Genomic DNA, 21,430 nt, shown 5'->3' on the forward strand with positions numbered 1-21,430 from the left:
AGTACATAGATAGTTCGACAAAGATAGTGTTAATATTTTTTACAGTTTTTTATAACTTTTTTAGGAGCCCAATTTATGGAGTTTTTAAAAGTTGTTGGTTCTGAAAATAAGTAAAATCAATTGTTTTAGTGTATTTAGTTTTTCGCTTGACAAGAAAATGCCACAAATTTTCACGAAGTGATTTATGCTAAATTGTGAAATTCGTGGCTATTATTTCGAATAGTAACGGTGCAGACTTCATGTTTGCCAACTAAATCAATAGTCTTTTAGTCCAAAGTGTTTTTTTAAATTGGTAATGCGCTGTTGGATTTAATAAAATCTGTTACCAAATAACCTATCAGTTTTCCTATCAGATGATTGTTTTTTTCTTCTCCTAAATCGGGTGCTCCTTCGCAAATATGCAAATAGGAAGCATTTTTATTTTTTCCAAAAAATGAAATAAACTGACGCAATTGTTCCACAGAAAAGCCACTCATTGTCATAGCACTGCAAGCAATGTTAGGAATGGCATCCAAGTCGATTTCAATTCCAAAAAAATCATCATTTATAAAACTTAATGCGGAGATCATTTCTTGGTCGAAGTCTTTTTCTTTTCTAATACTAACGCTATCATACGTGATATATCGAACTCTATCTTCAATTTTTTTAATAATGTCCAAAACACTTTTTGAAGTGTAATTTTCATGCAATCCAAAAATGAAATATTTTTTCAAAAAACCTTCTTCAAAAGCATATGAAAAACCATTGCCACTGTGGCGTCCTTCGAGAATTCTAAAATCAGAATGTGCATCAAAATTAATTGCATTTATAGGTTTCCCTTTAGCAAGAGCAGTTCCTTTTATATTTCCGTAGGAATTATTGTGTCCGCCACCAATAACGATAGGAGTTTTTCCTAATTTTACAATACTGAAAATGATATGCGATACATCTTTATCAATTTTATCAACGAGCTGACTCAATTTAGAACGGTCATCAATATCATTAAAATCAAGAATTTCAACATTATTCATAAGTTCACTTACATCAAGTTGACCTAAAACGACAAGTTGACTGCCTTTACAAAAACGATTGTGCTGAATATTTGCGATGCTTTTTATGGCGCTATCCCAAGCTGAAGCAGCTCCGGGTCTACCGTAATTTGCTCTTATTCCAATATCTTCGGGAATACCAAACAATACATATTTTGCTTCACAAGTTTTTAGAAATTCAAGAGGATCAGCATCTTTTGGAATGGTTATCATTTTTTCTCCAAATTTTATTTCGCCACTTCTGTGGTTGGTTATCTTTGCGAGATCTTTAATTGTGAACGGGATAATCTTCTCCATTAAAAAAAATATTTTGGTCAAAAATAATATAATTGTGTTAACTTACGTTATTAGGTAGTTATATATTGTTAAATTTGTAAATAAATAAAAATTAAATCGAGATGGAAAATCAAAAAAGCAGTTCAAGTCTTAAAGCCGTAATAGCTGTATTGGCGATTTTATTAGTGGGTAGTTTAATCTACATTTTTAAAATGACCTCTGATACTGAAGTCGTTAAAACGGAATTAAAAACTACGTTAACCGAGAAAGAATCGGTGATGAAAGACTTGCAGGAATTAAAATCGACTTATGATGCTGCTATTGCAGAAAACACTTCAATGTCTGATGAGTTAATTTTGGAAAGAGACAAAGTGGTAAACTTAATGTCTGATTTAAGCAAATCAAAAGGTGATGTGGCTTCATTGTCAAAATATAGAACTCAATTCAACGCGCTGCAAGGCAATATGAAAGTTTTAATGGCGGAAAATGAAGGGCTAAAAAAGCAAAATACAACTTTAACTACACAACGTGATAGTACAGTAGTTGTTTTGGGAGAATCAAAGAAATACAATGAAGTTTTGGTAGGTCAAAACGAAGAATTAGCGAAAGCGGTTGAAATTGGTTCAAAATTGACAGTTTTAAACACAAGAGGATCGGCTTTTAAATTAAGAAGTTCTGGAAAACAAATTGAAACAGACAAAGCTAGCAGAGCTGACGTCCTTAGAGTTAGTTTTACAATTCCTGAAAACCCGATTGCTAAATCTGGTGAGAAAATGTATTACGTTCAAGTAATTGATAGTAAAAACAATGTTTTAGGAGACAAAAAAACACAAACTTTTGGAGATAACACATTAACTTACAGTTTTACAACGGTTGTACAATATGACAATAAAACTGTTCAGGTAACTCAAGATCTTAAAGGTAAAGATTTTGCTAAAGGAACTTACTTTATCAATATTTTTGATACTGATATATTGGTTTCTAAAACAAGTTTTATCTTAAGATAATCATCCAAAAAATATTAATAAAAAAAGAGGAACTTTAATGTTCCTCTTTTTTTTATGCAAAAATTTCACCTTCTAAAAGTACAGTTTCAATCAGATTACTGCCAAAAGCGTAAGGTATTTGATAATAGGAGGGTATGGGTTTTGTGATAATTAGATTTGCTTTTTTTCCAATGGTGATGCTTCCGTGAGTTTCAGAAATTCCCATGGCGTAAGCTCCATTTATTGTGGCAGCATTAATGGCTTCTTCGGGAGTCATTTTCATTTTGATGCACGCAGTTGCTACTACAAAATTCATATTTCCGGATGGAGTAGAACCCGGATTGTAATCCGTAGCGAGAGCTAGAGGAAGTCCAGCCGCAATCATTTCTCGAGCTGGCGTATAAGGAATACTCAAAAAATAAGAGCAAGAAGGTAATGCAACAGGCATCGTCTCCGTATTTTCCAACGCTTTAATGTCTTCCGGTTTCATTACTTCTAGATGATCTACGGAAAGTGCATTGTGTTTTATTCCCGCTTGAATTCCTCCAATTGAGTTAAATTGATTGACGTGGATTTTTGGCTTTAAGCCAAATTTAATCCCAGCTTCGATGATTTGTTGGGTTTCTTCAACAGTAAAATAACCCGTTTCACAAAATACATCGATGAAATCTGCCAGTTTATTTTTAGCAATTTCAGGGAGCATTTCATTGATGATTAAATCGATATAACCTTGGTGGTTTGTTGCGTATTCCGATGGGAAAGCATGAGCACCCAGAAAAGTTGCTTTGATTGTAATTGGATAGTTTTGAGCTAATCGCTGAATCACGTGAAGCATTTTCAATTCTCCAGCAACGGTTAATCCGTATCCTGATTTGATTTCTACTGCTCCGGTTCCCAAACGCATGACTTCTTCCAGTCGCGCTTTGGATTGTTGGTATATTTCTTCTTCGGAAGTTTCGTTCAGTTTTTTAGCTGAATTTAGGATTCCACCGCCACGATTAGCGATTTCTTCATAAGTCAAACCATTGATTCGATCTACAAATTCCTGTTCTCGATTTCCCGCATACACAATATGGGTATGACTGTCACACCAAGATGGTAAAACTATTTTTCCGTCTGCATCAATACACTTTTCTGGATTTATGTTAGGCAAATCCTCCATAGAGCCAAAATCAGAAATAAGTCCATTTTTAAGTACTAAATAGGCATTTTTGATAGTGGGTAGAACAGCCATTTCAGCACCCGACACTTTCAAAATTGAAGAATCCCGAACCTGGAGCAACTCTTTGATATTGATGATTAATGTTGTCATTTTATATGATAATTATTCAGAAACTTTGATTTCAAACATTTTGTCCCAATTTTTACCGGTTACAAAAATGGTTTTTGTTTTAGGGTTGTACGCAATTCCGTTTAGGACATCCGTATCCGGTAATTGAGTTATTTTTTTCTTTAAATCGGCAAGATTAATAATTGCTTCGACCGCTCCATTTTTAGGATTGATGACAGCAATAGCATCTTTTTGATACACATTTCCATAAATTTTCCCGTCAATCCATTCGAGTTCATTAACTGCTTTTATTTTTGTTTCAAAGGAATATACGTTCAAGTAATCTACTTCTTTGAATGTGGTTGGATCTATTATCCAAATTTTTTCGGTACCATCAGATTGATAAAGATATTTTCCGTCATTTGTTAATCCCCAACCTTCAATAGGTTTGAAATACGTAAACGTTATTTCCTTTTTGAAGGTATCCGCGTTATACACATATCCTTCATTATTTTGCCACGTTAATTGGTATATTTTGTTATTAAGAATCGTAATTCCTTCACCAAAATATTTGTCTGCCAATTCCACTTTTTTGTAAACTTCTCCAGTTTTATAATTTGTTTTTCTTAAACTTGAGATTCCTTTTATTCCGGTACTATTTCCAGAACCGTTTCCAGTTCCTTCGTACAGCGTGTCTCGGTAAAATTCTAATCCTTGTGTGTATGCTTGAATATCGTGTGGATACGTATTTACGATGGTGTATTTTAATAATTTTGGCTGAATATCAGAAACTAATTCTACTCTAGTGGTAGCTTCTGAGTTTTGACCTTCGTAATAGACCAAAGCTTTTAGATTTTGATAACCCAATTTTTGATCTTTCAATTCAAAAGTTAGTTTATCAGCTCCTTTTTTTGAACCAATTTTTTTGTCATTTACGTAGTAGATAACACTGTCAATAGTTTTGGAATTGGAGTTCAAAATATCCAAAGAAAGAGCTTCCTGTGGTTTATATTGTTCCTTAAATTTGGAATTATCAAAGGAGAATAAAGTATTTTCACCTTTTTTTGTTTCGTTGCAACTTGCTAAGGTGATTCCTAATAAAATGACAGATAGGAAGTTATAATTTTTCATGATTTGTTTTTTTGTTGTACCAATATACAATGTTATTTTTAATGATTAAAGGTCTTGTAAAAATATAAAAAGATTGTATATTTGCACCGGCAAGTCCTACACGACCAGCTCCTGCAGACTCCCCCAGGATGGGAACATAGCAAGGGTACGTGGTTGAGCGGTGCGATGTAGGTCGCTTGCCATTTTTTTATTTATTACAAAAGTAGTCTTCCTTCGGGAGGATTTTTTTATTTTTGGACCTTTCGTATCATAAACAACAACTATCATGAATAAAGTAGTTCTAATTACAGGTGGTTCTTCCGGAATAGGAAAATCTATTGGCGAATTTTTGCATCATAAAGGTTTTGTTGTGTATGGAACCAGTAGGAATCCGGATCGAATTTTGAATTCGGTTTTTCCTTTAGTGGCTTTGGACGTTCGGGATGCGGATTCGATTCATGCGGCTATTGCCAAAGTGATTTCGATCTCTGGAAGATTAGATGTTGTTATTAACAACGCTGGTGTTGGGATTACGGGGCCTTTGGAAGAAATTCCAATGCATGAAATCAAGAATAATTTTGAGACCAATCTTTTCGGCCCAATTGAAGTGATGAAAGCGGTTTTGCCCCAAATGCGTGCGCAAAGCTCGGGTTTGATTATCAATGTCACTTCGATTGCAGGGTATATGGGTTTGCCTTACAGGAGTGTTTATTCTGCTTCAAAAGGAGCGTTAGAACTTATCACGGAAGCATTGCGTATGGAAGTAAAATCGTTTGGTGTGCATATTACTAATGTGGCTCCGGGAGATTTTGCGACAAATATTGCATCGGGACGTTTTCATGCTCCGATTCTAAAAGGTTCGGCTTACGAAACCCCATACGGAAATACATTGAAAACTATGGATGAACATGTGGATAGCGGCAGTAACCCTAATGAAATGGCAGAAGCAGTTTATCAGATTATACAAACTCGGGAACCTGAAATTCATTATAAAGTGGGCGTTTTTATGCAAAAATTATCAATTGTTTTGAAGAGAATTTTACCGGATAAAGTATATGAAAAAATGCTGATGAACCATTATAAATTGTAATTTTGTACGGAAATTTGCGTGAGATTTGAGATTAAGAAGAGAACAACCAGTGGCTGTTAGGTATTTTATTTTGCGTGAGGGATAGCAGTGAAAATCCTTTTATTTTTTTCTTTAAAAAATAAAAGATTGTAACGGAAAGCCCGACCCGAAGTTTTCATGAAGGGGCACGCCCAAAGAATTAGAAACACACAATTAATTTATATAATATGAAATTTTTTATTGACACGGCTAATTTAGCTCAGATTAAAGAAGCACAGGCATTAGGCGTTTTGGATGGCGTTACAACAAATCCTTCGTTGATGGCCAAAGAGGGAATTACAGGGAAAAACAGCATTTTGAAGCATTATGTTGATATTTGTAACCTAGTTGATGGTGATGTAAGTGCCGAAGTTAATGCTTTGGATTACGACGGAATGATTAAAGAAGGAGAAGAGTTAGCGGATTTACACGAGCAAATCGTGGTGAAATTGCCTATGACTAAAGAAGGAGTTATGGCTGCTAAATATTTTTCGGATAAAGGAATTAAAACAAATGTAACTTTAGTGTTTTCGGCTGGACAGGCTTTATTGGCTGCAAAAGCGGGAGCTACTTATGTTTCTCCATTCATTGGTCGTTTGGATGATGTATCAACGGACGGATTGGCTTTGATTGAAGAAATCAGATTAATTTATGATAACTACGGTTACGAAACTCAAATTCTTGCTGCTTCAGTGCGTCACACCATGCACATTGTAAACTGTGCTAAAATTGGTGCTGATGTAATGACTGGACCATTATCTGCTATTTACGGTTTGTTGAAACACCCATTGACTGATATTGGATTGGCACAGTTTGTTGCTGATTTCGAGAAAGGAAATAAATAGATTTAAGATTAACGATTTCTGATTTGAGATTTCGGTATAAATTAAAACTCCCATTATGCTTAGCAAAATGGGAGTTTTTTTATTGGTGTGGTTTTGGTTAGTTTGTTTTGAAATTAGTGTCCTCCACCAACTTCTATTTCTTTTCCAATTCCTTGTTTTTCTAAAATTCCAATTACTTTCCATCCGTAGAACGCAATGAAAGCGAAACATAAAACAGGAATGAAGTAAGACGTATGAATTCCGATAATATCCGCTAATTTTCCTTGTAATGGCGGGATAATTCCACCACCAAGAATCATCATTACCAAGAAGGCTGAACCTTGAGACGTGTATTTTCCTAAACCTGCAATTGCTAATGAGAAAATAGAAGGCCACATAATACTTAAGAATAATCCACCGCTCATAAAAGCAAAAATAGCGATCGTTCCAGTAGTGAATAAACCAATAAGCATAGCTGTCATTCCCATTATACCAAAAATCATTAATGTTCTTGATGGTTGGTCTTTTCCTAAAAAGAAACCAGCGATTTGGAACAAAATTACAAATGCGTACGCATATAAAGGCGTTACATCTTGTCCGGAAATGGCGTTGGCAGCTAAAACTACTCCAAATGCGATATAAGGAACAACGATAAGTAAAATTTTCTTTAATTGTGATGATGGGTTGAAAACCGTAATAGCTCCTGCCCAACGTCCAATCATTAAACTTCCCCAATACATAGACATGTATGGCGCCAAAGCTGGACCTGAAATAGAACCAAAATCAGCCGTTACCAATAATTCACCTAAGTTACTTCCAATAGTCACCTCGACACCTACGTAAGCGAAAAGGGCTAACATTCCCAAAACTAATTGTGGGTATTTCATTGCTCCCCATCCTTCAGGATTTTTTTGAGCAGTTGTATTTGCAAAGAATAATCCGATAACGACCACTAAAAGGGTAGAAGCCGTTAAGGCTAACCCTAAGTAATCTTTTTCCTTGTTCTCTATAAAACGAGTGATAAATTCAGCATCTTCATAACGAGAAAATATATAAGCAAAAATGGCAACCAAAATTACAGTTATGGCAATTAAGGTTTTCATAGCTTTGTTAGCTGTTTCAAAAGTAGAATCACTTTTTCCAGACGGTAACTTTTTAGAAAAATGGAATAAGGCTGCAGCCAATAAAAACAGTCCACCTACAAATACATATAAGATTCTCATTGAATCTAATGAATCTGGTTTTTGAGCAAATTCTTCAATATTTACACCTGCAATAACTCCAAATAAGGCTATAGATACTACTATTGGTCCTATAGTGGTTCCCAATGAATTGATTCCTCCTGCAAGATTCAATCTGCTGGAAGCGGAATGTGGTTCACCAAGAGAGGCTGCAAAAGGCTGAGCCGATGTTTGTTGTAGTGAAAAACCAAGAGCAACAATGAATAATGCGCCTAGAATAAACAAATAACTTCCTTGTGTTACTGCAATTATCATAAGTACAGCTCCAAATGTACTGACCAATAAGCCGTAAATAATTCCTTTTTTGAATCCCCAACCGTTAAGAATATCTTTTTTTGCAATACTACTAAAAATGAAAAGTAATAACGCTCCGATATAGTAAGCACCATAAAAAGCAAAATCGATTAGTTGACTTTGAAATTGGTCTAAGCCAAATTTAGCTTTGCAAAATGGAATAAAAATTCCGTTTGAAGCTCCAATAAAACCCCAAAAGAAAAATACGGTTATGAGTGTATAGAGCGCGGAATTATTAGACTTTGTTTGTTCTGAATTCATAGGTATAAATGGGTTAATGATTAGTGTTAAATACTTTTTATTGCTGTAAGACCGTAAATATATTTGTTAAGTAAATTAAAAAAAAATAATTTAGACTAAATATTGTTAGAATTATTGAATAACCAATTATTGTTGAAAATACCTGCTTTTTTTTCAAACTTTTTTGAATTTAAATTTTTTTAATTTGATTATTAAGAAATATGGATTTTGGTATTTCAATCTAAGACGTATCAATATTATTTGATTCGGTAAGTGAATAGTAATTTACACGAAAACAAGATTAATATTAGGATTCGATAAATAGGGAAGTCCGTTTTTTGTAGTTGCAGGAGTTAATTAAAATTTGAAAAACATATTTGAAAATTATTTTTTTATTTGGTTAAGGAGAAAGACGGTCTATTTTCCAAGAATAATCCTCTTGACCTGTATACCGAATTCTATCGTGTAATCGATTCGGTCTTCCTTGCCAAAACTCTACCTCTAAAGGAGTTACTAAAAATCCGCCCCAATGCTTCGGTCTTGGAATTACCATACTCTCAAAATCTTTTTCCAACTGTTTTAAGTTTTCCTCCAAATATTCTCTCGAAGGCACCACTTCACTTTGGTTGGACACAATTGCTCCCAGTTTACTTCCATCGGGTCTGGATTCGAAATAACTGTCAGAGGTTATTTCCGAAGTTCTTTTTGCAATTCCTTTGATGATTACCTGACGCTCCATCGTATGCCAAAAAAAAGACAGGCAAACATTCGGATTTGCTGTGATAGCCTTACCTTTTTCAGAATTATAATTGGTATAAAAAATAAAACCTTCCTCAGTAAACTTTTTTAACAATACAACTCGAGATTTTGGAAAACCATCTAAGCCTATTGTAGCGACTGTCATCGCATTAACTTCACTGTCACCTCCAAAGTCTTCTACTTCATGAAACCATCGGTTAAACAAGTTTATTGGGTCTTCTGGGATAGTAGATTCCAATAATTCACTCTTCTCGTATGATTTTCTGTAATTACTTAAGTCATTCATAATTTTTGTTTTAAAAATGTTGATTGCTGAACCATTCGATTTAAAATCATCGAAAAATTCAGCAGTTATTTGATGCTTAAAATTGTTTTCTTTTAATTAAAACTCAAAGCTTTTTCCGTCATCAGCCAAGAGTACTTCGGGAAAAATAGTTTCGGCTTCTTCCTTAAACAATTCGATACTTTCATATCGAGTCGAATAATGACCTAAAATTAATTGTTTAGCATTGGCTTTCAAAGCAATAGTTGCCGCTTCTTTAGCAGTAGAATGTAATGTTTTTTTAGCTAGATTTTCCTCAGATTGCAGGAAAGTAGATTCATGGTACAACACATCTATATTTTCTATAATTGGAAGCATGGCTTCATTGTAAACTGTATCAGAGCAAAAAGCATAATTCTTTGTCGGAATAGGATCAAATGTCAACTTTTCGTTTTCTATTACTCTTCCGTCTTCCAACGTAATGTCTTTTCCGTTTTTTATTTTTTGGTAATAACAACTCTCTATTTCATAATTTTGGACGGCATCCAAATTCAATTTTCGGTCTCCAATTTTTTCTTGGAACAAAAAACCGTTTGTATAGACACGATGTTTCAAAGGAATTGTTTTGACCAAAACTTTTTCGTCTTCGAAAATAATTTCGCTTTCCAAAGATTCCAATTCATGGAAAAACAAACTATAATTCGTCCAGGAATTAGACAAACGCAGTTGCAATTTGATAATTTCTTTGATGCCCTTTGGACCATAAATATGTAAATCCGTAGTTCTATTCAGTAAAGTAAATGTGGATACTAAACCTACTAATCCAAAAAAGTGGTCTCCGTGTAAATGGGAAATGAAAATTTGGTTTATTTTAGAAAATCGGATTTTATTCTTGCGCAATTGCACTTGGGTTCCTTCCCCGCAATCAATCAGAAAAAGTCTGTTTTTTATGTCTAAAATCTGGGAAGTTGGATTGGTAAATGTTCGGGGTGTTGCGGCATAGCAACCAAGGATTGTTAGTTTCAATTTTAATTTATTCGGTTATTTGTTTAATCGGTTATGCATATTTGGTTAAATAAATTAGGCGGCTAAACAAGTAACCGAATCAACTAATTTAAAAGCCTAAATCTCTTTCAATCTCTTCCATTTCTATAATATCATGCGCTTCTAATAACGAAGGCACCACTGTTAATTTAGCAGGAACAGCATTATAATCAAAATCAGAAGTAACGATTACAAATGACTTTTTAGATTTTTTATGTTGTTTTGATAACGGCATAAATAATTTAATATCATTTGTTGACAAATCATTATGCATCAAAAGATCAATTATGATATTGTGTTTTTCGAAAGTTTTGTATTGATGAGTAACCTTCATTAAAAAAGAAGTAAAATCACCCTGAGTATCCCTAATTATTACCGTATGTCCTTTTTGATCTACTTTCATTGTATTAAATTTCAAAGACTGCTTTATGGCAGTGTGGTTTATAAGTAGCTAATTTACAAAGTTTTAAATTAGTTTATTGAATTTTTGAAGCCAAAAGATAAATAACTGCCATTCTGATTGCTACACCATTTTCTACTTGGTTTAAAATCACGGATTGATTGGAATCAGCTACTTCACTTGTAATTTCGACACCGCGATTAATAGGTCCGGGATGCATGATTATAATTTCTTTGCTAAGAGAATCCAAAAGCGGTTTGTCAACTCCATATTGCTGCGCATATTCCCTAGTGGACGGGAAATAATTGACATCCATGCGCTCATTTTGCACACGCAACATATTCGCAACATCACACCATTCTAATGCTTTTCGTAAATCAGGTTCTACGGTAACACCCAATGATTCAATATATCTTGGAATAAGCGTTTTAGGTCCGCAAACTTTCACCTCAGCGCCTTGCATTTGCAATGCATAAATATTGGACAAAGCGACTCTGGAATGTAAAACATCGCCTACTATGACTACTTTCTTTCCGGCTACTTCACCTAGTTTTTCCCGAATGGAATAACTGTCTAACAACGCTTGTGTAGGATGTTCATGTGCGCCATCTCCTGCGTTTACGATACTGGCTTTTACGTTTTTGGATAAAAAATAAGCAGCACCGGGATTGGAATGTCGCATCACTACCATATCTACTTTCATCGAAAGAATATTATTTACGGTATCTATCAATGTTTCTCCTTTTTTGACAGAAGATTGCGCGGCCGAAAAACTAATGACATCCGCAGACAACCGTTTTTGTGCTAATTCAAAAGAGAGTTTTGTTCTGGTACTGTTTTCGAAGAAAATATTAGCAATGGTAATATCTCGTAACGAAGGCACTTTCTTAATTGGTCGATTGATGACTTCTTTAAAATGATCGGCAGTTTCAAAAATCAGGTCAATATCATTCTTGTTGATGTATTTTATTCCTAATAAATGATTTACGCTTAATTCTTTCATTTTTATTTACGATTATATTTTTTAATAGTCAGCGTTTGAATGCAATCTAACTTGTAATTAAATACACGCCATCTTCGCCCTCATTTTCTTTCCAACTCACTTTTACTTTTTCATTATTGATTGCGTCTACTTGCCTTCCTCTATAATCCGGTTGAATGGGTAAGTTGCGACTAAAACGTCGGTCTATCAATACTAGAAGTTCAATTTCCGAAGGTCGTCCAAAAGATTGAATAGCAGTCAATGCAGATCGAATGCTTCGTCCAGTGAACAAAACATCATCTATGAAAATGACTTTTTTATTTTCGACGATAAAATTAATCTTGGTTTTATTGGCTTCTAATGGCTTATCAGTTCTTCTAAAATCATCTCTAAAAAAAGTGATGTCCAAATAACCAAGCTGAATTTCAGGAGTTTGATATTCTTTTTCTAAAATTTCTTTTAAACGCTCCGCCAAAAAAACACCTCTTGGTTGAATTCCAACTAATATTGTATCTGAAAAATCTAAGTGTTTTTCGATTAATTGACAGGCCAAACGATGTAATATGATAGTAACTTCTTTTGCAGTAAGTAATACTTTTTGACTCATAATAATTGTGTGGTTTGGTTTGGCAAATATACAAATTCCAATTTATGATTTTATAATTAAAAAGGGAGAAAATAGAGTCATTTATTATTTACCCCATGAAATCCATGTAGCTTTATGCCAAATCGTTTCTAAAGGTCCTTGTTTATGGGTTTTAAGCCACCAGGTACAAAATAACAATTGGATAATAAATAATACAATACCTATCATTAAACAATACGTTGCACCTGTATATTCAAAAAGCCCTAATCCGTATCGGTAATAAATAAAGGAACCAATCATGGATTGCATGATGTAATTAGTCAAGCTCATTTTTCCAAAAGGAATCAACTTAGATAATACTTTATTAACAGATCCCTTTTGATACAATAAAATAAATCCTGAAACGAGAACTAACATAAATGCTACGTTTGACCAAGAAGCAAATATAATGGTGAGTTTATTAGATAATGTTACTCTTCCTATAACATCTACCGTATGAGTTTTTAAAGCAAATAATGGTATAAATAAAATACTTGAATACAGTAATACTTTTTTCCAAAACTGTTGGTTTGCATCGGTTGTGTCAAAAAGCTGTTTTCGACCCAGCAACATTCCAAATAAGAATAATGCCGGAGCCTGAAAAAATCTTCCATTTTCCCATGACCACAACAGGGAAGCAATTTTTCCTAACGTCAAGTTTCCTACTACATAATCTAGAAAAGAACCATTTTTCATATAAAGAGCAATACCTTCATAATACCCAGTTGATACGTTAGGTGGTGCTACATAATCTGGATTCAGCATATAATAAATACATCTTGCCCATTCTAAAGGTTGCAACATCAATATAACAGCCGTAATAAAAACGGCTTTGTTACTCCAGTTGACAACTGGTATTAATAAAAGGCCAAGAAAAGCATATAAGGTCAGAATATCTCCTTGATAAAATGCAGTATTTATAAGTCCGAAAATTAATAATAGCATCATACGCCAAAAAAATCGCCCCCGGAAATCATTTCCTTTTTTAGCTTGATTATCATTTTGAATGTAAAAACTAAACCCAAAAAGAAGCGCAAAAATGGCATATGATTTTCCTCCAAAAATGAAAAACATTGAGTCCCAAACTATTTTATCTATAATGACAAGCCAAGCAGGAAAATTTTCAGGCAAATGATAATATTCAAAATGTTCTACATTATGAAGTAACATAATAGACATAATGGCAAAACCACGTAAGGCATCTACCACTTCTATTCTTGGAGATTTTAAATTTAAAGTAATGTTGGTCATATTGATAGCTTTGATTAAATAGAAATAATAAAACTCAAAAATATATTTTTTACATACATAGTAGTTTAAAAAATAGTTGTAAAGGTGTATTTTGTGATTTTTTTTTAAACTATTGAGAAATTTTATAATAAACTGTAGAAATTATATAACAAATTCGTTTCATGATTTAGTAATTTTATATTTCAATTTAAAGATAAAAATCATGCAAAACAAACTAACCCGATTATTGATGCTTTTTATAGTATTAATATCTTTTTCAAGCTGTTCAATAATAGAAGGAATATTTAAAGCCGGCGTAGGAGTTGGTATTTTTATAGTTATTGCAGTGATAGCCATAATAATATTTATCATCAGCAAAATTTTTGGTAGAAAGTAAACAACATTACTTTCAAACCAATATTTGAAACCTCTTCAAAAAAAATCTCCCGTTATTGCGGGAGATTTTCTATTTAATATATATCACTTTTTATACGGTGTACATTTTAGCTCTTAATTCCTGAACACCTTCGTTATCTAAGTATTCATCGAAAGTCATATATCTATCAATAGCACCATTTGGTGTCAATTCGACAACTCTATTTCCAACGGTTTGAGCAAATTCATGATCGTGTGTAGTGAAGATTACGGAACCTTTATAGTTTTTTAATGAGTTATTAAAAGCCGTAATCGATTCTAAATCCAAGTGATTCGTAGGTTCGTCAAGCATTAAAACATTAGCTCTTTCCATCATCATTCGTGACAACATGCAACGCACTTTTTCTCCTCCAGATAATACTCTACAGGTTTTTAACGCTTCCTCACCAGAGAAAATCATTTTACCAAGGAAACTACGAATATTTACCTCATCTCGTTCTTCTTCGGTTTTTACCCATTGACGCAACCAATCTACAAGAGAATAATCACTTTCAAAAAATGAATGATTATCACCCGGCAAATAGGCTTGGTTAGTGGTAACTCCCCAATCAAAAGTTCCTGAATCTGCGGTTTGATTTGCGTTTAATATTTCATAAAAAGCAGTTGTAGCACGTGAATCTTTAGAGAAGAGAACAATTTTATCGCCTTTGGCCATATTCAAATCTACTCCTTTAAACAAAATTTCTCCATCTATGGAAGCGCTTAAATTTTGAACATTCAAAATTTGATCTCCTGCTTCACGCTCTTGGTCAAAAATAATTGCCGGGTAACGACGACTTGATGGTTTTATCTCAGAAATATTCAACTTGCTAATCATTTTTTTACGCGAAGTAGCTTGTTTTGATTTGGCTACATTCGCACTAAAACGACGAATAAACTCTTCTAATTCCTGTTTCTTTTCTTCTGCTTTTTTGTTTTGTTGTGCGCGTTGTTTTGCTGCTAATTGGCTGGATTCATACCAGAAAGTGTAATTTCCTGAATAATGATTTATTTTACTGAAATCAATATCCGAAATATGCGTACAAACAGAATCCAAAAAGTGTCTGTCGTGAGAAACTACGATTACGGTGTTTTCATAGTTGGCCAAGAAATTTTCTAACCAAGCAATAGTTTCAAAATCCAGATCATTGGTAGGCTCATCCATAATAAGTAAATCCGGATTTCCAAAAAGCGCCTGTGCCAAAAGGACACGAACTTTTATTTTTCCTTCCAAATCTCCCATTAAAGTATAATGATGTTCCTCTGTAATTCCAAGATTTGACAACATTGATGCTGCATCAGAATCAGCATTCCATCCGTTCATTTCTTCAAATTGCACTTGTAACTCGCCAATTCTGTCTGCATTTGAATCATTGTAATCTAAATACAAAGCATCCATTTCTTTTTTGATCGCATAAAGGGTTTTATTCCCCATCATAACGGTCTCTAATACGGTACTTTCGTCAAACATATTGTGGTTTTGATTTAAAACCGACATACGTTTTCCTGGTTCCAAGTGAATATTTCCCGAAGTTGGGTCCATTTCACCTGCAATTATTTTAAGAAAAGTAGATTTTCCAGCGCCATTGGCTCCGATAACTCCATAGATATTACCGTGTGTGAAGGTAGTATTTACTTCGTCAAACAAAATTCGTTTGCCAAACTGAACTGATAAATTATTTACTGTTAACATGAATGTTTATTTTATAAAATTTTTGCAAAAATACGAAAAAAATACACAGATATGAACTAAATAACAATGTAGTTAGCAATAGCTATTTTTGATATCAAACTAAAATTATAAAAAGTTAATTTCGGTTTTTTAGTTTGAGAATAGTTACCTCAATTTTAATACCTTTAAATAAAATTATATCTTATATAAAAATATTTTTTAGCGCTAACAAATAGAAAAAACATCAACAGATTGAACCCAATACCTCAATTGATTTATTATGAAAAAAATTTGCACTTTCTTATTGCTTTTGATTTCTCATTTAACCTTTTCACAAACTGAAAAGTTATTCTATTATTCAGAAAAAGATAGTCTTTTAGGTATCAAAAATCAAAATGGAAAAATTATTGTTCCTGCTGATGTGACTTGGGGAACATCTATGTACAAAGACACAATTGAAATAAAGTCAAGTATTTTTTTATTAAGTTTTAAAAATAAAGGTGATTTATATTTTGATAGAAATGGAAATTACTTATTCAAAACTGCTTTGGCTGCATTGGGATATAGTGATTTTCATGAAGGATATATTCTATATGAAGATAATGGAAAGTCTGGATTAGCTAACAGACTTGGAAATAAAATTATTTCAGCAAAATATGATTATATATCACCTATGAATTTTGGATTTGCACAATATTGCAATGGTTGTTATTGGGACACTTCCAAAGATGAAGAACATCCGCCTTTAGTTGGAGGTGTTTGGGGTTTTGTTGACAGGAATGGAAAAGAAATTAAAACAACTACAAAACGAAATCATCCGAAAGATATAGAAACAAAAGAGCATCAATTCATTCCCTATCAATTCAAATACAATAAAACAGAACAAGAAATTTTAGCTTTTTTTGAAAAAAGAAAAAATCAAATCATCAAGATTAATGGCTTTAATTGTTCTGATAAAAAGTTGTTTTTTGAAATTGTCGAAAAACCATCGGAATTTGATTCTTTTTATAAAATAAAAACTTTTGAATTATGTAATAAATATCCAAATGGAGCTGACGAAAATTATGATGATTTCAAAAACTTTAAAGTTTCTGCAGATGGAAATTTTTTTTATGTTGTTTACATGGACTTAGTTAATTACAAAGAGTATTCAGAATATATTGAAAGAAAAATTCCAGTAGATAAATGGATTAAAGAAAACCTTAATAAATAGTACTACCTACAACCTCCATGTCATTGACTTAAATTTTTCAAACTCCCATAAACTGCTAATTCTACATCAGCAGGACTTCTGGTATTGCATTTCTCCAATAAATCCTCCAATAACGCTTGATTAACTTTTTGTTTTTTATCCATTAAAAGCAATAGCTGCTCCGATACATCACTCAAACTTTTAGACAAAGGCAAAAGAGGTTGCACCAACGGAGCATTGGAACTTAAAGCAATTAAATCGGAATTTAAGGCAATCCACTTTTTAAAAAAATTAATCACTATTAGTTTATTCTCCTTACTTTTATCCGCTAAATACGCATTGACTGCAAGATTAAAATCTAGCGCTTCAGAAGCATCCGAATTACAAGCATCAGCAAATAAGGTTAACGGTGAATGTATTCTGTATTTCTTTCCGCCACCATTGCGTTTATAATTTTTCAGAGGTTCGCAAAGGTTCGAAAAATCATTCAAGGCACGCGTATCTTGATTGTTGCTGATGTTTCTCAAAATCACTTCTTTGTTTCTAATGTGTGTAATTCCTAGTTCTTCTAATCGAAAAGAGATTGTTTTCAACCTTTTGCGCAAGCTGTTCATGTCATTCACTTCTGCATTTGACCATAATCGCTCAGCTATTGCAGCAGTTCGTGGCCAAATCCTGGAATCTATATTTAATGGCGTTACGAGTTCGCTCCACATCGCAGCTTCTCCTCCTAAAACTCTTGCTTTTTCTTCTGGACTAAGAATAATCTTTTTAGGTAAGGGATCATTCATATAATGACTTTCTAAACCTAACATCAAATCAATATAATACCCATTGGACAAAACGGTATTGTATCCACTTTTTGCAGCTTTGATCAAAGCTCCACCGGCTTCTTGACCTTCGTTCGTTCCTCTCCAAGCATGAATTATAGCATCTTTAGACATGTTTTCAGTCATTATTTCTTCCCAACCCATCAATTTTTTGTTGTGTTTTTTTAGCATTGGAATTAACTTCATGTTAAAGTAAGTCTGCAAATCATGATTGTTGGCCAGATTATTTTCCTTCTTAAATTGCTGAATTTCAGGATTTGCATTCCATTCTTTTCCATTATTTTCGTCACCGCCAATATGAAAATAACTGCCTGGAAATAACGGACACACTTCATCAAAAATTGAGCTTACTATTTCATAGGTTTTGGGATTTGTGGGGTCTAGAGTCGCATTGAAAATCCCTGAATTTCTTTGTACTTCATATGTGATTTTTCCTTCGCCAACTTTACTTCCTATCTCCGGATAAGCAGTCAACAATGCCGAAGCATGTCCCGGAACATCTATTTCAGGAATAACCAGAATTCCTCTTTCATCGGCATACTTTACAATATTTTTGATTTCTTCCTGAGTATAAAAATATCCATCTGAGGCTAATTCTGTTAATTTTGGATGATTTTTTAATTGAATTCTCCAACCTTGATCATCGGCTAAATGCCAATGGAAAACATTCATTTTCATCGAAGCCATAGCGTCCAGATTTCTTTTGATAACATCTACCGGCTGGAAATGTCGGGCCGCATCAATCATCAATCCTCTCCAGGTAAAACGTGGCGATTCCGAAATCGCAACAACTGGAAAGTAAAACGATGTATTATTGTTTTGTAGCAATTGTAATAAAGTCTCTAAACCATGCAACGCTCCTAAATCATTAGCGGCATTAATGATTATTTTATTCGAGGTAATTATAAGTTGGTAACTTTCGTCCTCATTAATTTCTATTTTTCCATTGCGAACACAATTAATTTGTAATTCGGCTTCTGGACTTTCGTTGACTTTCGTCAAAAAACTTTGTTCGAGAAACAATCCTGTTCTGCCGTCCAATCGTCGTACAAAGTTGGTTGCGCCTAGAAAAATTCTAGGATTAGGATTCCCCGTAATATTCACTTTAAAATTTTTGCTTAAAGCAAAAGTGCCTTCAGACAACTTTATATTTTGTGGCCAAGGCATCAAGTTTAATTGCTCGGAGGTAATTTGAGCATTCGAAACAAAACTTCCGAACAATAGCATTAGGATATATTTCATACTTTATATTTTTATTATTGTCCTGTAGTAAACAATTACTTTTATAAAAAAGCTTTTCTATAATTTGTGGAAACAAATATAAAGTACGCATATAAATAGTAATTTTGCAAGGTAAATATTGAATTATGCTATTTCTAATTTTGAGTATTATATGCAGTGTGACTGTTGGAGTGTTGTTTAAAATTGCACGCAGTTATAATGTAAGTCAGGTTCAAATTGTTGGTTGGAATTATGTTTTTGCTCTTATTTTTTGTTATTTGTCATTCAGTCCAGATCTTAGCAAGGTAAGGACTTTGGCACCTTGGGGTATTTATGTTCCTATTGGTATTTTATTGCCTGCAATTTTTCTTTTTTTGGCAGCCTCCATAAAACAGGTAGGTATTGTAAAAACAGATGCAGCTCAAAGGCTTTCGTTGTTTATTCCCATTTTGGCTGCATGGCTGATCTTTAAAGAAGACTTTAATATCCTAAAAATCATAGCGCTTTTGGTTGGATTTCCGGCGCTATTGCTTATTCTTACTAAACCCTCTCAAAGTACAGAAAACAAATGGATTTATCCTGCAGTAGTTTTACTGGGCTTTGGAACTATAGACATTCTTTTTAAACAAATTGCTCTTTACACAAGTCTGCCTTATACCACTTCGTTGTTTGTAGTTTTTGGAATTGCGCTACTCATTATGATAGGAGCAGTAGTCTATGATGTCATAGTTTCTAAAAAGCCGATGCACTTTAAAAATATTATTTTTGGAGGTTTGGTAGGTATTTTTAACTTTGGAAATATTCTTTTTTATCTAAAAGCTCATAAAGCTTTCGCTGAAAATCCTTCAACAGTTTTTGCAGGGATGAACATGGGTGTGATTGTCATAGGAAGCCTTGTAGGCATTTTTGTTTTTAAAGAAAAACTAACAAAAATGAATTATGCTGGCCTTTTTCTAGCGTTGATAGCCATTGTTTTGATCGTAATGTCGCAGATCATTTAAAGGGAATTAAGCGATTTAGATTGAAAAATTTTAGCTAAAAAAAAAATCTTTGTACAAGTTCCGGTTTTGATTGCTGTTGAATGTAAAGGTATCAGTTGTAAAAAACTGTTCTTGAGCAGAATAAAGCTTTCGTAGAACAATAGTATTGTACAAAAAATGATTGTTTATTGTTATAAATAAGCGGTTCGCTTTTTCAAGATTTTCTTTAGTAAGTCTTCGGATAATAGATATATGGGAATCACTGCGTTTTTCATTTAATTAATTTACCATAAACTGGGACGATGTAGTTTCCATTTAAAAAGGGAATTGGATCAATTTTGCTTTGTAATACAACTCCGCTAAGCGGTGTTTCGAGTAATAGTTGCGCTGCTTGTACCAATGGTGCTGCGGTAGTTGTTTGGATTGCCCTCAATTGATGTTTTCCCACTTTTTGAGGAAGTATACATTTTGCAATCTCACGTCTGCGTAAAATACCTGTTGCATCTTTGCCTTCTACAGCTGCATATAAAATAATTTTGTCGTCTTCAATGTGAGGGATAATGGCTTCCATTTTTTCTTGTAAGACTTTAATTGTGTCAGTTGTATGTTCTAAATTAGCAATCTGCTCTTGTATCCAAGCATAATGTCCAGGATAACGTAAGGTTTTGTAATCGAGGGAGCGAACCTTTCCTAATAATGCGTCAGGCAAATCTGCTGCACCGCCTGAAGTAAGATCCTCTTCATAAGCAATGCCATCGATAATAATAGTAGTTCTTTCTGAGAGTGATGGTAGGCTAGTTTTTTTGAAATTCCTTAATACTATAGTTTCTTTCAAATATTCTGTAGCTACACCCACAGTACTCCACGTAAAACCATAATAATGTGGAGCAACTGCATGATTGGTCAGCGCTCCAACTTTGAATTCCAGCTTGTCTACTTTATCAACTTCAAAGTCCTCACAAAACTGTTGGAAAAGTCCATTAGCAAGCAAATCGATATATCCCGGCGCTAAACCCGTTTGAAGTATAAAACCTGTTTTTGCGTCTTTTGCCAGTGCTATTATTTCTTCAGTCTCTTCAACATATTCTGTAAGATTTGCGTAATGTAGATTAAAATCTTTAGCAAACTGGGCTATTCTGGGTGCTTGGCTACCTGGTAAACAGTCCAGAATAATATCTGCTTGACGGAAGATTATTTTCATTTCATCTGTTATGCCATTTTCAGCAAGATGAAAATCTTGAATAAATCCTGATTTCGTAGTTCCTTCTTGAATCCAAAGGGCTACTTGTTTGGCTTTAGAAAGGGTTCTGTCACCAATGAAAAGAGTAGGAGGAACTTCACTCCATTCCATCAATAATAAACCAACAGCTTCTGCAATACCGCCTGCTCCTGCTATAATAATAGTGTGATGCTTTTTCATATCTTAAAGATACCCTTTTTTA

General features: G+C 33.6%; 19 protein-coding genes and 1 other RNA gene. 6 read left to right on the forward strand and 14 right to left on the reverse strand.

The genetic code is table 11. The features are described from left to right. Positions 1 to 284: 284 nt before the first annotated feature. A complete protein-coding gene (locus G7A72_RS15235; RefSeq protein WP_165153168.1) occupies positions 285 to 1,325 on the reverse strand; it encodes a formimidoylglutamase in 1,041 nt (346 codons plus the stop codon). 101 nt (positions 1,326 to 1,426) lie between these two features. On the opposite strand from G7A72_RS15235, the gene G7A72_RS15240 reads away from it, so the two are divergent. Further along, entirely contained in the window at positions 1,427 to 2,311 is an 885-nt protein-coding gene (locus G7A72_RS15240; RefSeq protein WP_113666641.1) for a hypothetical protein, read from the forward strand. 52 nt (positions 2,312 to 2,363) lie between these two features. Here the strand turns inward: G7A72_RS15240 and hutI are convergent, their stop codons facing one another. Beyond that, positions 2,364 to 3,602: an imidazolonepropionase gene (gene hutI / locus G7A72_RS15245; RefSeq protein WP_165153170.1), complete on the reverse strand. Its 1,239-nt coding sequence runs from the start codon at positions 3,600 to 3,602 to the stop codon at positions 2,364 to 2,366. Positions 3,603 to 3,614: 12 nt separating this feature from the next. Further along, positions 3,615 to 4,691, reverse strand: coding sequence for a glutaminyl-peptide cyclotransferase (locus G7A72_RS15250; RefSeq protein ID WP_165153172.1), 1,077 nt, complete (start codon positions 4,689 to 4,691; stop codon positions 3,615 to 3,617). 87 nt (positions 4,692 to 4,778) lie between these two features. Here G7A72_RS15250 and ffs point away from each other — a divergent pair. The 3 genes from ffs to fsa all read left to right on the forward strand — a co-directional run bounded on the left by ffs (position 4,779) and on the right by fsa (position 6,623). Then, positions 4,779 to 4,876: signal recognition particle sRNA small type (gene ffs, locus G7A72_RS15255), an RNA gene on the forward strand. An 80-nt stretch (positions 4,877 to 4,956) separates the two neighbouring features. After that, positions 4,957 to 5,760, forward strand: coding sequence for an SDR family oxidoreductase (locus tag G7A72_RS15260; RefSeq protein WP_165153174.1), 804 nt, complete (start codon positions 4,957 to 4,959; stop codon positions 5,758 to 5,760). Positions 5,761 to 5,966: 206 nt separating this feature from the next. After that, on the forward strand, positions 5,967 to 6,623 hold the full coding sequence (gene fsa / locus G7A72_RS15265) for a fructose-6-phosphate aldolase (protein WP_073353076.1): 657 nt from the start codon (positions 5,967 to 5,969) through the stop codon (positions 6,621 to 6,623). 113 nt (positions 6,624 to 6,736) lie between these two features. Here the strand turns inward: fsa and G7A72_RS15270 are convergent, their stop codons facing one another. The 9 genes from G7A72_RS15270 to G7A72_RS15310 all read right to left on the reverse strand — a co-directional run bounded on the left by G7A72_RS15270 (position 6,737) and on the right by G7A72_RS15310 (position 15,786). Beyond that, a complete protein-coding gene (locus G7A72_RS15270) occupies positions 6,737 to 8,398 on the reverse strand; it encodes an MFS transporter (RefSeq protein WP_113666638.1) in 1,662 nt (553 codons plus the stop codon). 379 nt (positions 8,399 to 8,777) lie between these two features. Beyond that, complete coding sequence (pdxH, locus tag G7A72_RS15275) at positions 8,778 to 9,422, reverse strand: pyridoxamine 5'-phosphate oxidase (RefSeq protein ID WP_165153176.1); 645 nt, start codon at positions 9,420 to 9,422, stop codon at positions 8,778 to 8,780. Positions 9,423 to 9,518: 96 nt separating this feature from the next. Beyond that, positions 9,519 to 10,424, reverse strand: coding sequence for a ribonuclease Z (locus tag G7A72_RS15280; RefSeq protein ID WP_165153178.1), 906 nt, complete (start codon positions 10,422 to 10,424; stop codon positions 9,519 to 9,521). Positions 10,425 to 10,512: 88 nt separating this feature from the next. Next, entirely contained in the window at positions 10,513 to 10,845 is a 333-nt protein-coding gene (locus G7A72_RS15285; RefSeq protein WP_113666635.1) for a ribonuclease Z, read from the reverse strand. Between the two features lie 73 nt (positions 10,846 to 10,918). After that, positions 10,919 to 11,845, reverse strand: a complete 927-nt coding sequence (locus G7A72_RS15290; RefSeq protein WP_091168554.1) for an aspartate carbamoyltransferase catalytic subunit — start codon at positions 11,843 to 11,845, stop codon at positions 10,919 to 10,921. A gap of 46 nt (positions 11,846 to 11,891) precedes the next feature. Next, positions 11,892 to 12,431 carry a bifunctional pyr operon transcriptional regulator/uracil phosphoribosyltransferase PyrR gene (gene pyrR / locus G7A72_RS15295; RefSeq protein WP_091168558.1) on the reverse strand — a complete coding sequence of 180 codons (540 nt, stop codon included), beginning with the start codon at positions 12,429 to 12,431 and terminating at the stop codon, positions 11,892 to 11,894. Between the two features lie 84 nt (positions 12,432 to 12,515). Then, positions 12,516 to 13,700 (reverse strand): DUF418 domain-containing protein, encoded by a 1,185-nt coding sequence (locus G7A72_RS15300; RefSeq protein ID WP_206531509.1) that lies wholly within the window; start codon positions 13,698 to 13,700, stop codon positions 12,516 to 12,518. Between the two features lie 159 nt (positions 13,701 to 13,859). Continuing rightward, positions 13,860 to 14,051 (reverse strand): hypothetical protein, encoded by a 192-nt coding sequence (locus G7A72_RS15305; protein ID WP_165153180.1) that lies wholly within the window; start codon positions 14,049 to 14,051, stop codon positions 13,860 to 13,862. 115 nt (positions 14,052 to 14,166) lie between these two features. Next, on the reverse strand, positions 14,167 to 15,786 hold the full coding sequence (locus tag G7A72_RS15310; RefSeq protein WP_113635707.1) for an ABC-F family ATP-binding cassette domain-containing protein: 1,620 nt from the start codon (positions 15,784 to 15,786) through the stop codon (positions 14,167 to 14,169). Positions 15,787 to 16,045: 259 nt separating this feature from the next. Between G7A72_RS15310 and G7A72_RS15315 the strand changes: the two genes are divergently transcribed. Next, positions 16,046 to 16,978, forward strand: coding sequence for a WG repeat-containing protein (locus G7A72_RS15315; protein WP_165153182.1), 933 nt, complete (start codon positions 16,046 to 16,048; stop codon positions 16,976 to 16,978). 20 nt (positions 16,979 to 16,998) lie between these two features. Here the strand turns inward: G7A72_RS15315 and G7A72_RS15320 are convergent, their stop codons facing one another. Then, positions 16,999 to 19,029 carry a beta-N-acetylhexosaminidase gene (locus G7A72_RS15320; RefSeq protein ID WP_165153184.1) on the reverse strand — a complete coding sequence of 677 codons (2,031 nt, stop codon included), beginning with the start codon at positions 19,027 to 19,029 and terminating at the stop codon, positions 16,999 to 17,001. Positions 19,030 to 19,154: 125 nt separating this feature from the next. On the opposite strand from G7A72_RS15320, the gene G7A72_RS15325 reads away from it, so the two are divergent. Beyond that, positions 19,155 to 20,009, forward strand: coding sequence for a DMT family transporter (locus G7A72_RS15325; protein WP_165153186.1), 855 nt, complete (start codon positions 19,155 to 19,157; stop codon positions 20,007 to 20,009). A 250-nt stretch (positions 20,010 to 20,259) separates the two neighbouring features. On the opposite strand, the gene G7A72_RS15330 is transcribed toward G7A72_RS15325, so the two are convergent. Next, positions 20,260 to 21,408 (reverse strand): saccharopine dehydrogenase family protein, encoded by a 1,149-nt coding sequence (locus tag G7A72_RS15330; RefSeq protein ID WP_165153188.1) that lies wholly within the window; start codon positions 21,406 to 21,408, stop codon positions 20,260 to 20,262. Positions 21,409 to 21,430 lie beyond the last annotated feature (22 nt).

This window comes from Flavobacterium sp. Sr18, from assembly GCF_011064265.1.
GTDB lineage: Bacteria > Bacteroidota > Bacteroidia > Flavobacteriales > Flavobacteriaceae > Flavobacterium > Flavobacterium petrolei.

Excerpts from the sequence above, each read along its gene's own strand:
- G7A72_RS15235 (WP_165153168.1), bottom strand. The coding sequence starts at position 1,325 with ATGGAGAAGATTATCCCGTTCACAATTAAAGATCTCGCAAAGATAACC.
- G7A72_RS15240 (WP_113666641.1), top strand. The coding sequence starts at position 1,427 with ATGGAAAATCAAAAAAGCAGTTCAAGTCTTAAAGCCGTAATAGCTGTA.
- hutI (WP_165153170.1), bottom strand. The coding sequence starts at position 3,602 with ATGACAACATTAATCATCAATATCAAAGAGTTGCTCCAGGTTCGGGAT.
- G7A72_RS15250 (WP_165153172.1), bottom strand. The coding sequence starts at position 4,691 with ATGAAAAATTATAACTTCCTATCTGTCATTTTATTAGGAATCACCTTA.
- G7A72_RS15260 (WP_165153174.1), top strand. The coding sequence starts at position 4,957 with ATGAATAAAGTAGTTCTAATTACAGGTGGTTCTTCCGGAATAGGAAAA.
- fsa (WP_073353076.1), top strand. The coding sequence starts at position 5,967 with ATGAAATTTTTTATTGACACGGCTAATTTAGCTCAGATTAAAGAAGCA.
- G7A72_RS15270 (WP_113666638.1), bottom strand. The coding sequence starts at position 8,398 with ATGAATTCAGAACAAACAAAGTCTAATAATTCCGCGCTCTATACACTC.
- pdxH (WP_165153176.1), bottom strand. The coding sequence starts at position 9,422 with ATGAATGACTTAAGTAATTACAGAAAATCATACGAGAAGAGTGAATTA.
- G7A72_RS15285 (WP_113666635.1), bottom strand. The coding sequence starts at position 10,845 with ATGAAAGTAGATCAAAAAGGACATACGGTAATAATTAGGGATACTCAG.
- G7A72_RS15290 (WP_091168554.1), bottom strand. The coding sequence starts at position 11,845 with ATGAAAGAATTAAGCGTAAATCATTTATTAGGAATAAAATACATCAAC.
- pyrR (WP_091168558.1), bottom strand. The coding sequence starts at position 12,431 with ATGAGTCAAAAAGTATTACTTACTGCAAAAGAAGTTACTATCATATTA.
- G7A72_RS15300 (WP_206531509.1), bottom strand. The coding sequence starts at position 13,700 with ATGACCAACATTACTTTAAATTTAAAATCTCCAAGAATAGAAGTGGTA.
- G7A72_RS15305 (WP_165153180.1), bottom strand. The coding sequence starts at position 14,051 with ATGATAAATATTATTATGGCTATCACTGCAATAACTATAAAAATACCA.
- G7A72_RS15310 (WP_113635707.1), bottom strand. The coding sequence starts at position 15,786 with ATGTTAACAGTAAATAATTTATCAGTTCAGTTTGGCAAACGAATTTTG.
- G7A72_RS15315 (WP_165153182.1), top strand. The coding sequence starts at position 16,046 with ATGAAAAAAATTTGCACTTTCTTATTGCTTTTGATTTCTCATTTAACC.
- G7A72_RS15320 (WP_165153184.1), bottom strand. The coding sequence starts at position 19,029 with ATGAAATATATCCTAATGCTATTGTTCGGAAGTTTTGTTTCGAATGCT.
- G7A72_RS15325 (WP_165153186.1), top strand. The coding sequence starts at position 19,155 with ATGCTATTTCTAATTTTGAGTATTATATGCAGTGTGACTGTTGGAGTG.
- G7A72_RS15330 (WP_165153188.1), bottom strand. The coding sequence starts at position 21,408 with ATGAAAAAGCATCACACTATTATTATAGCAGGAGCAGGCGGTATTGCA.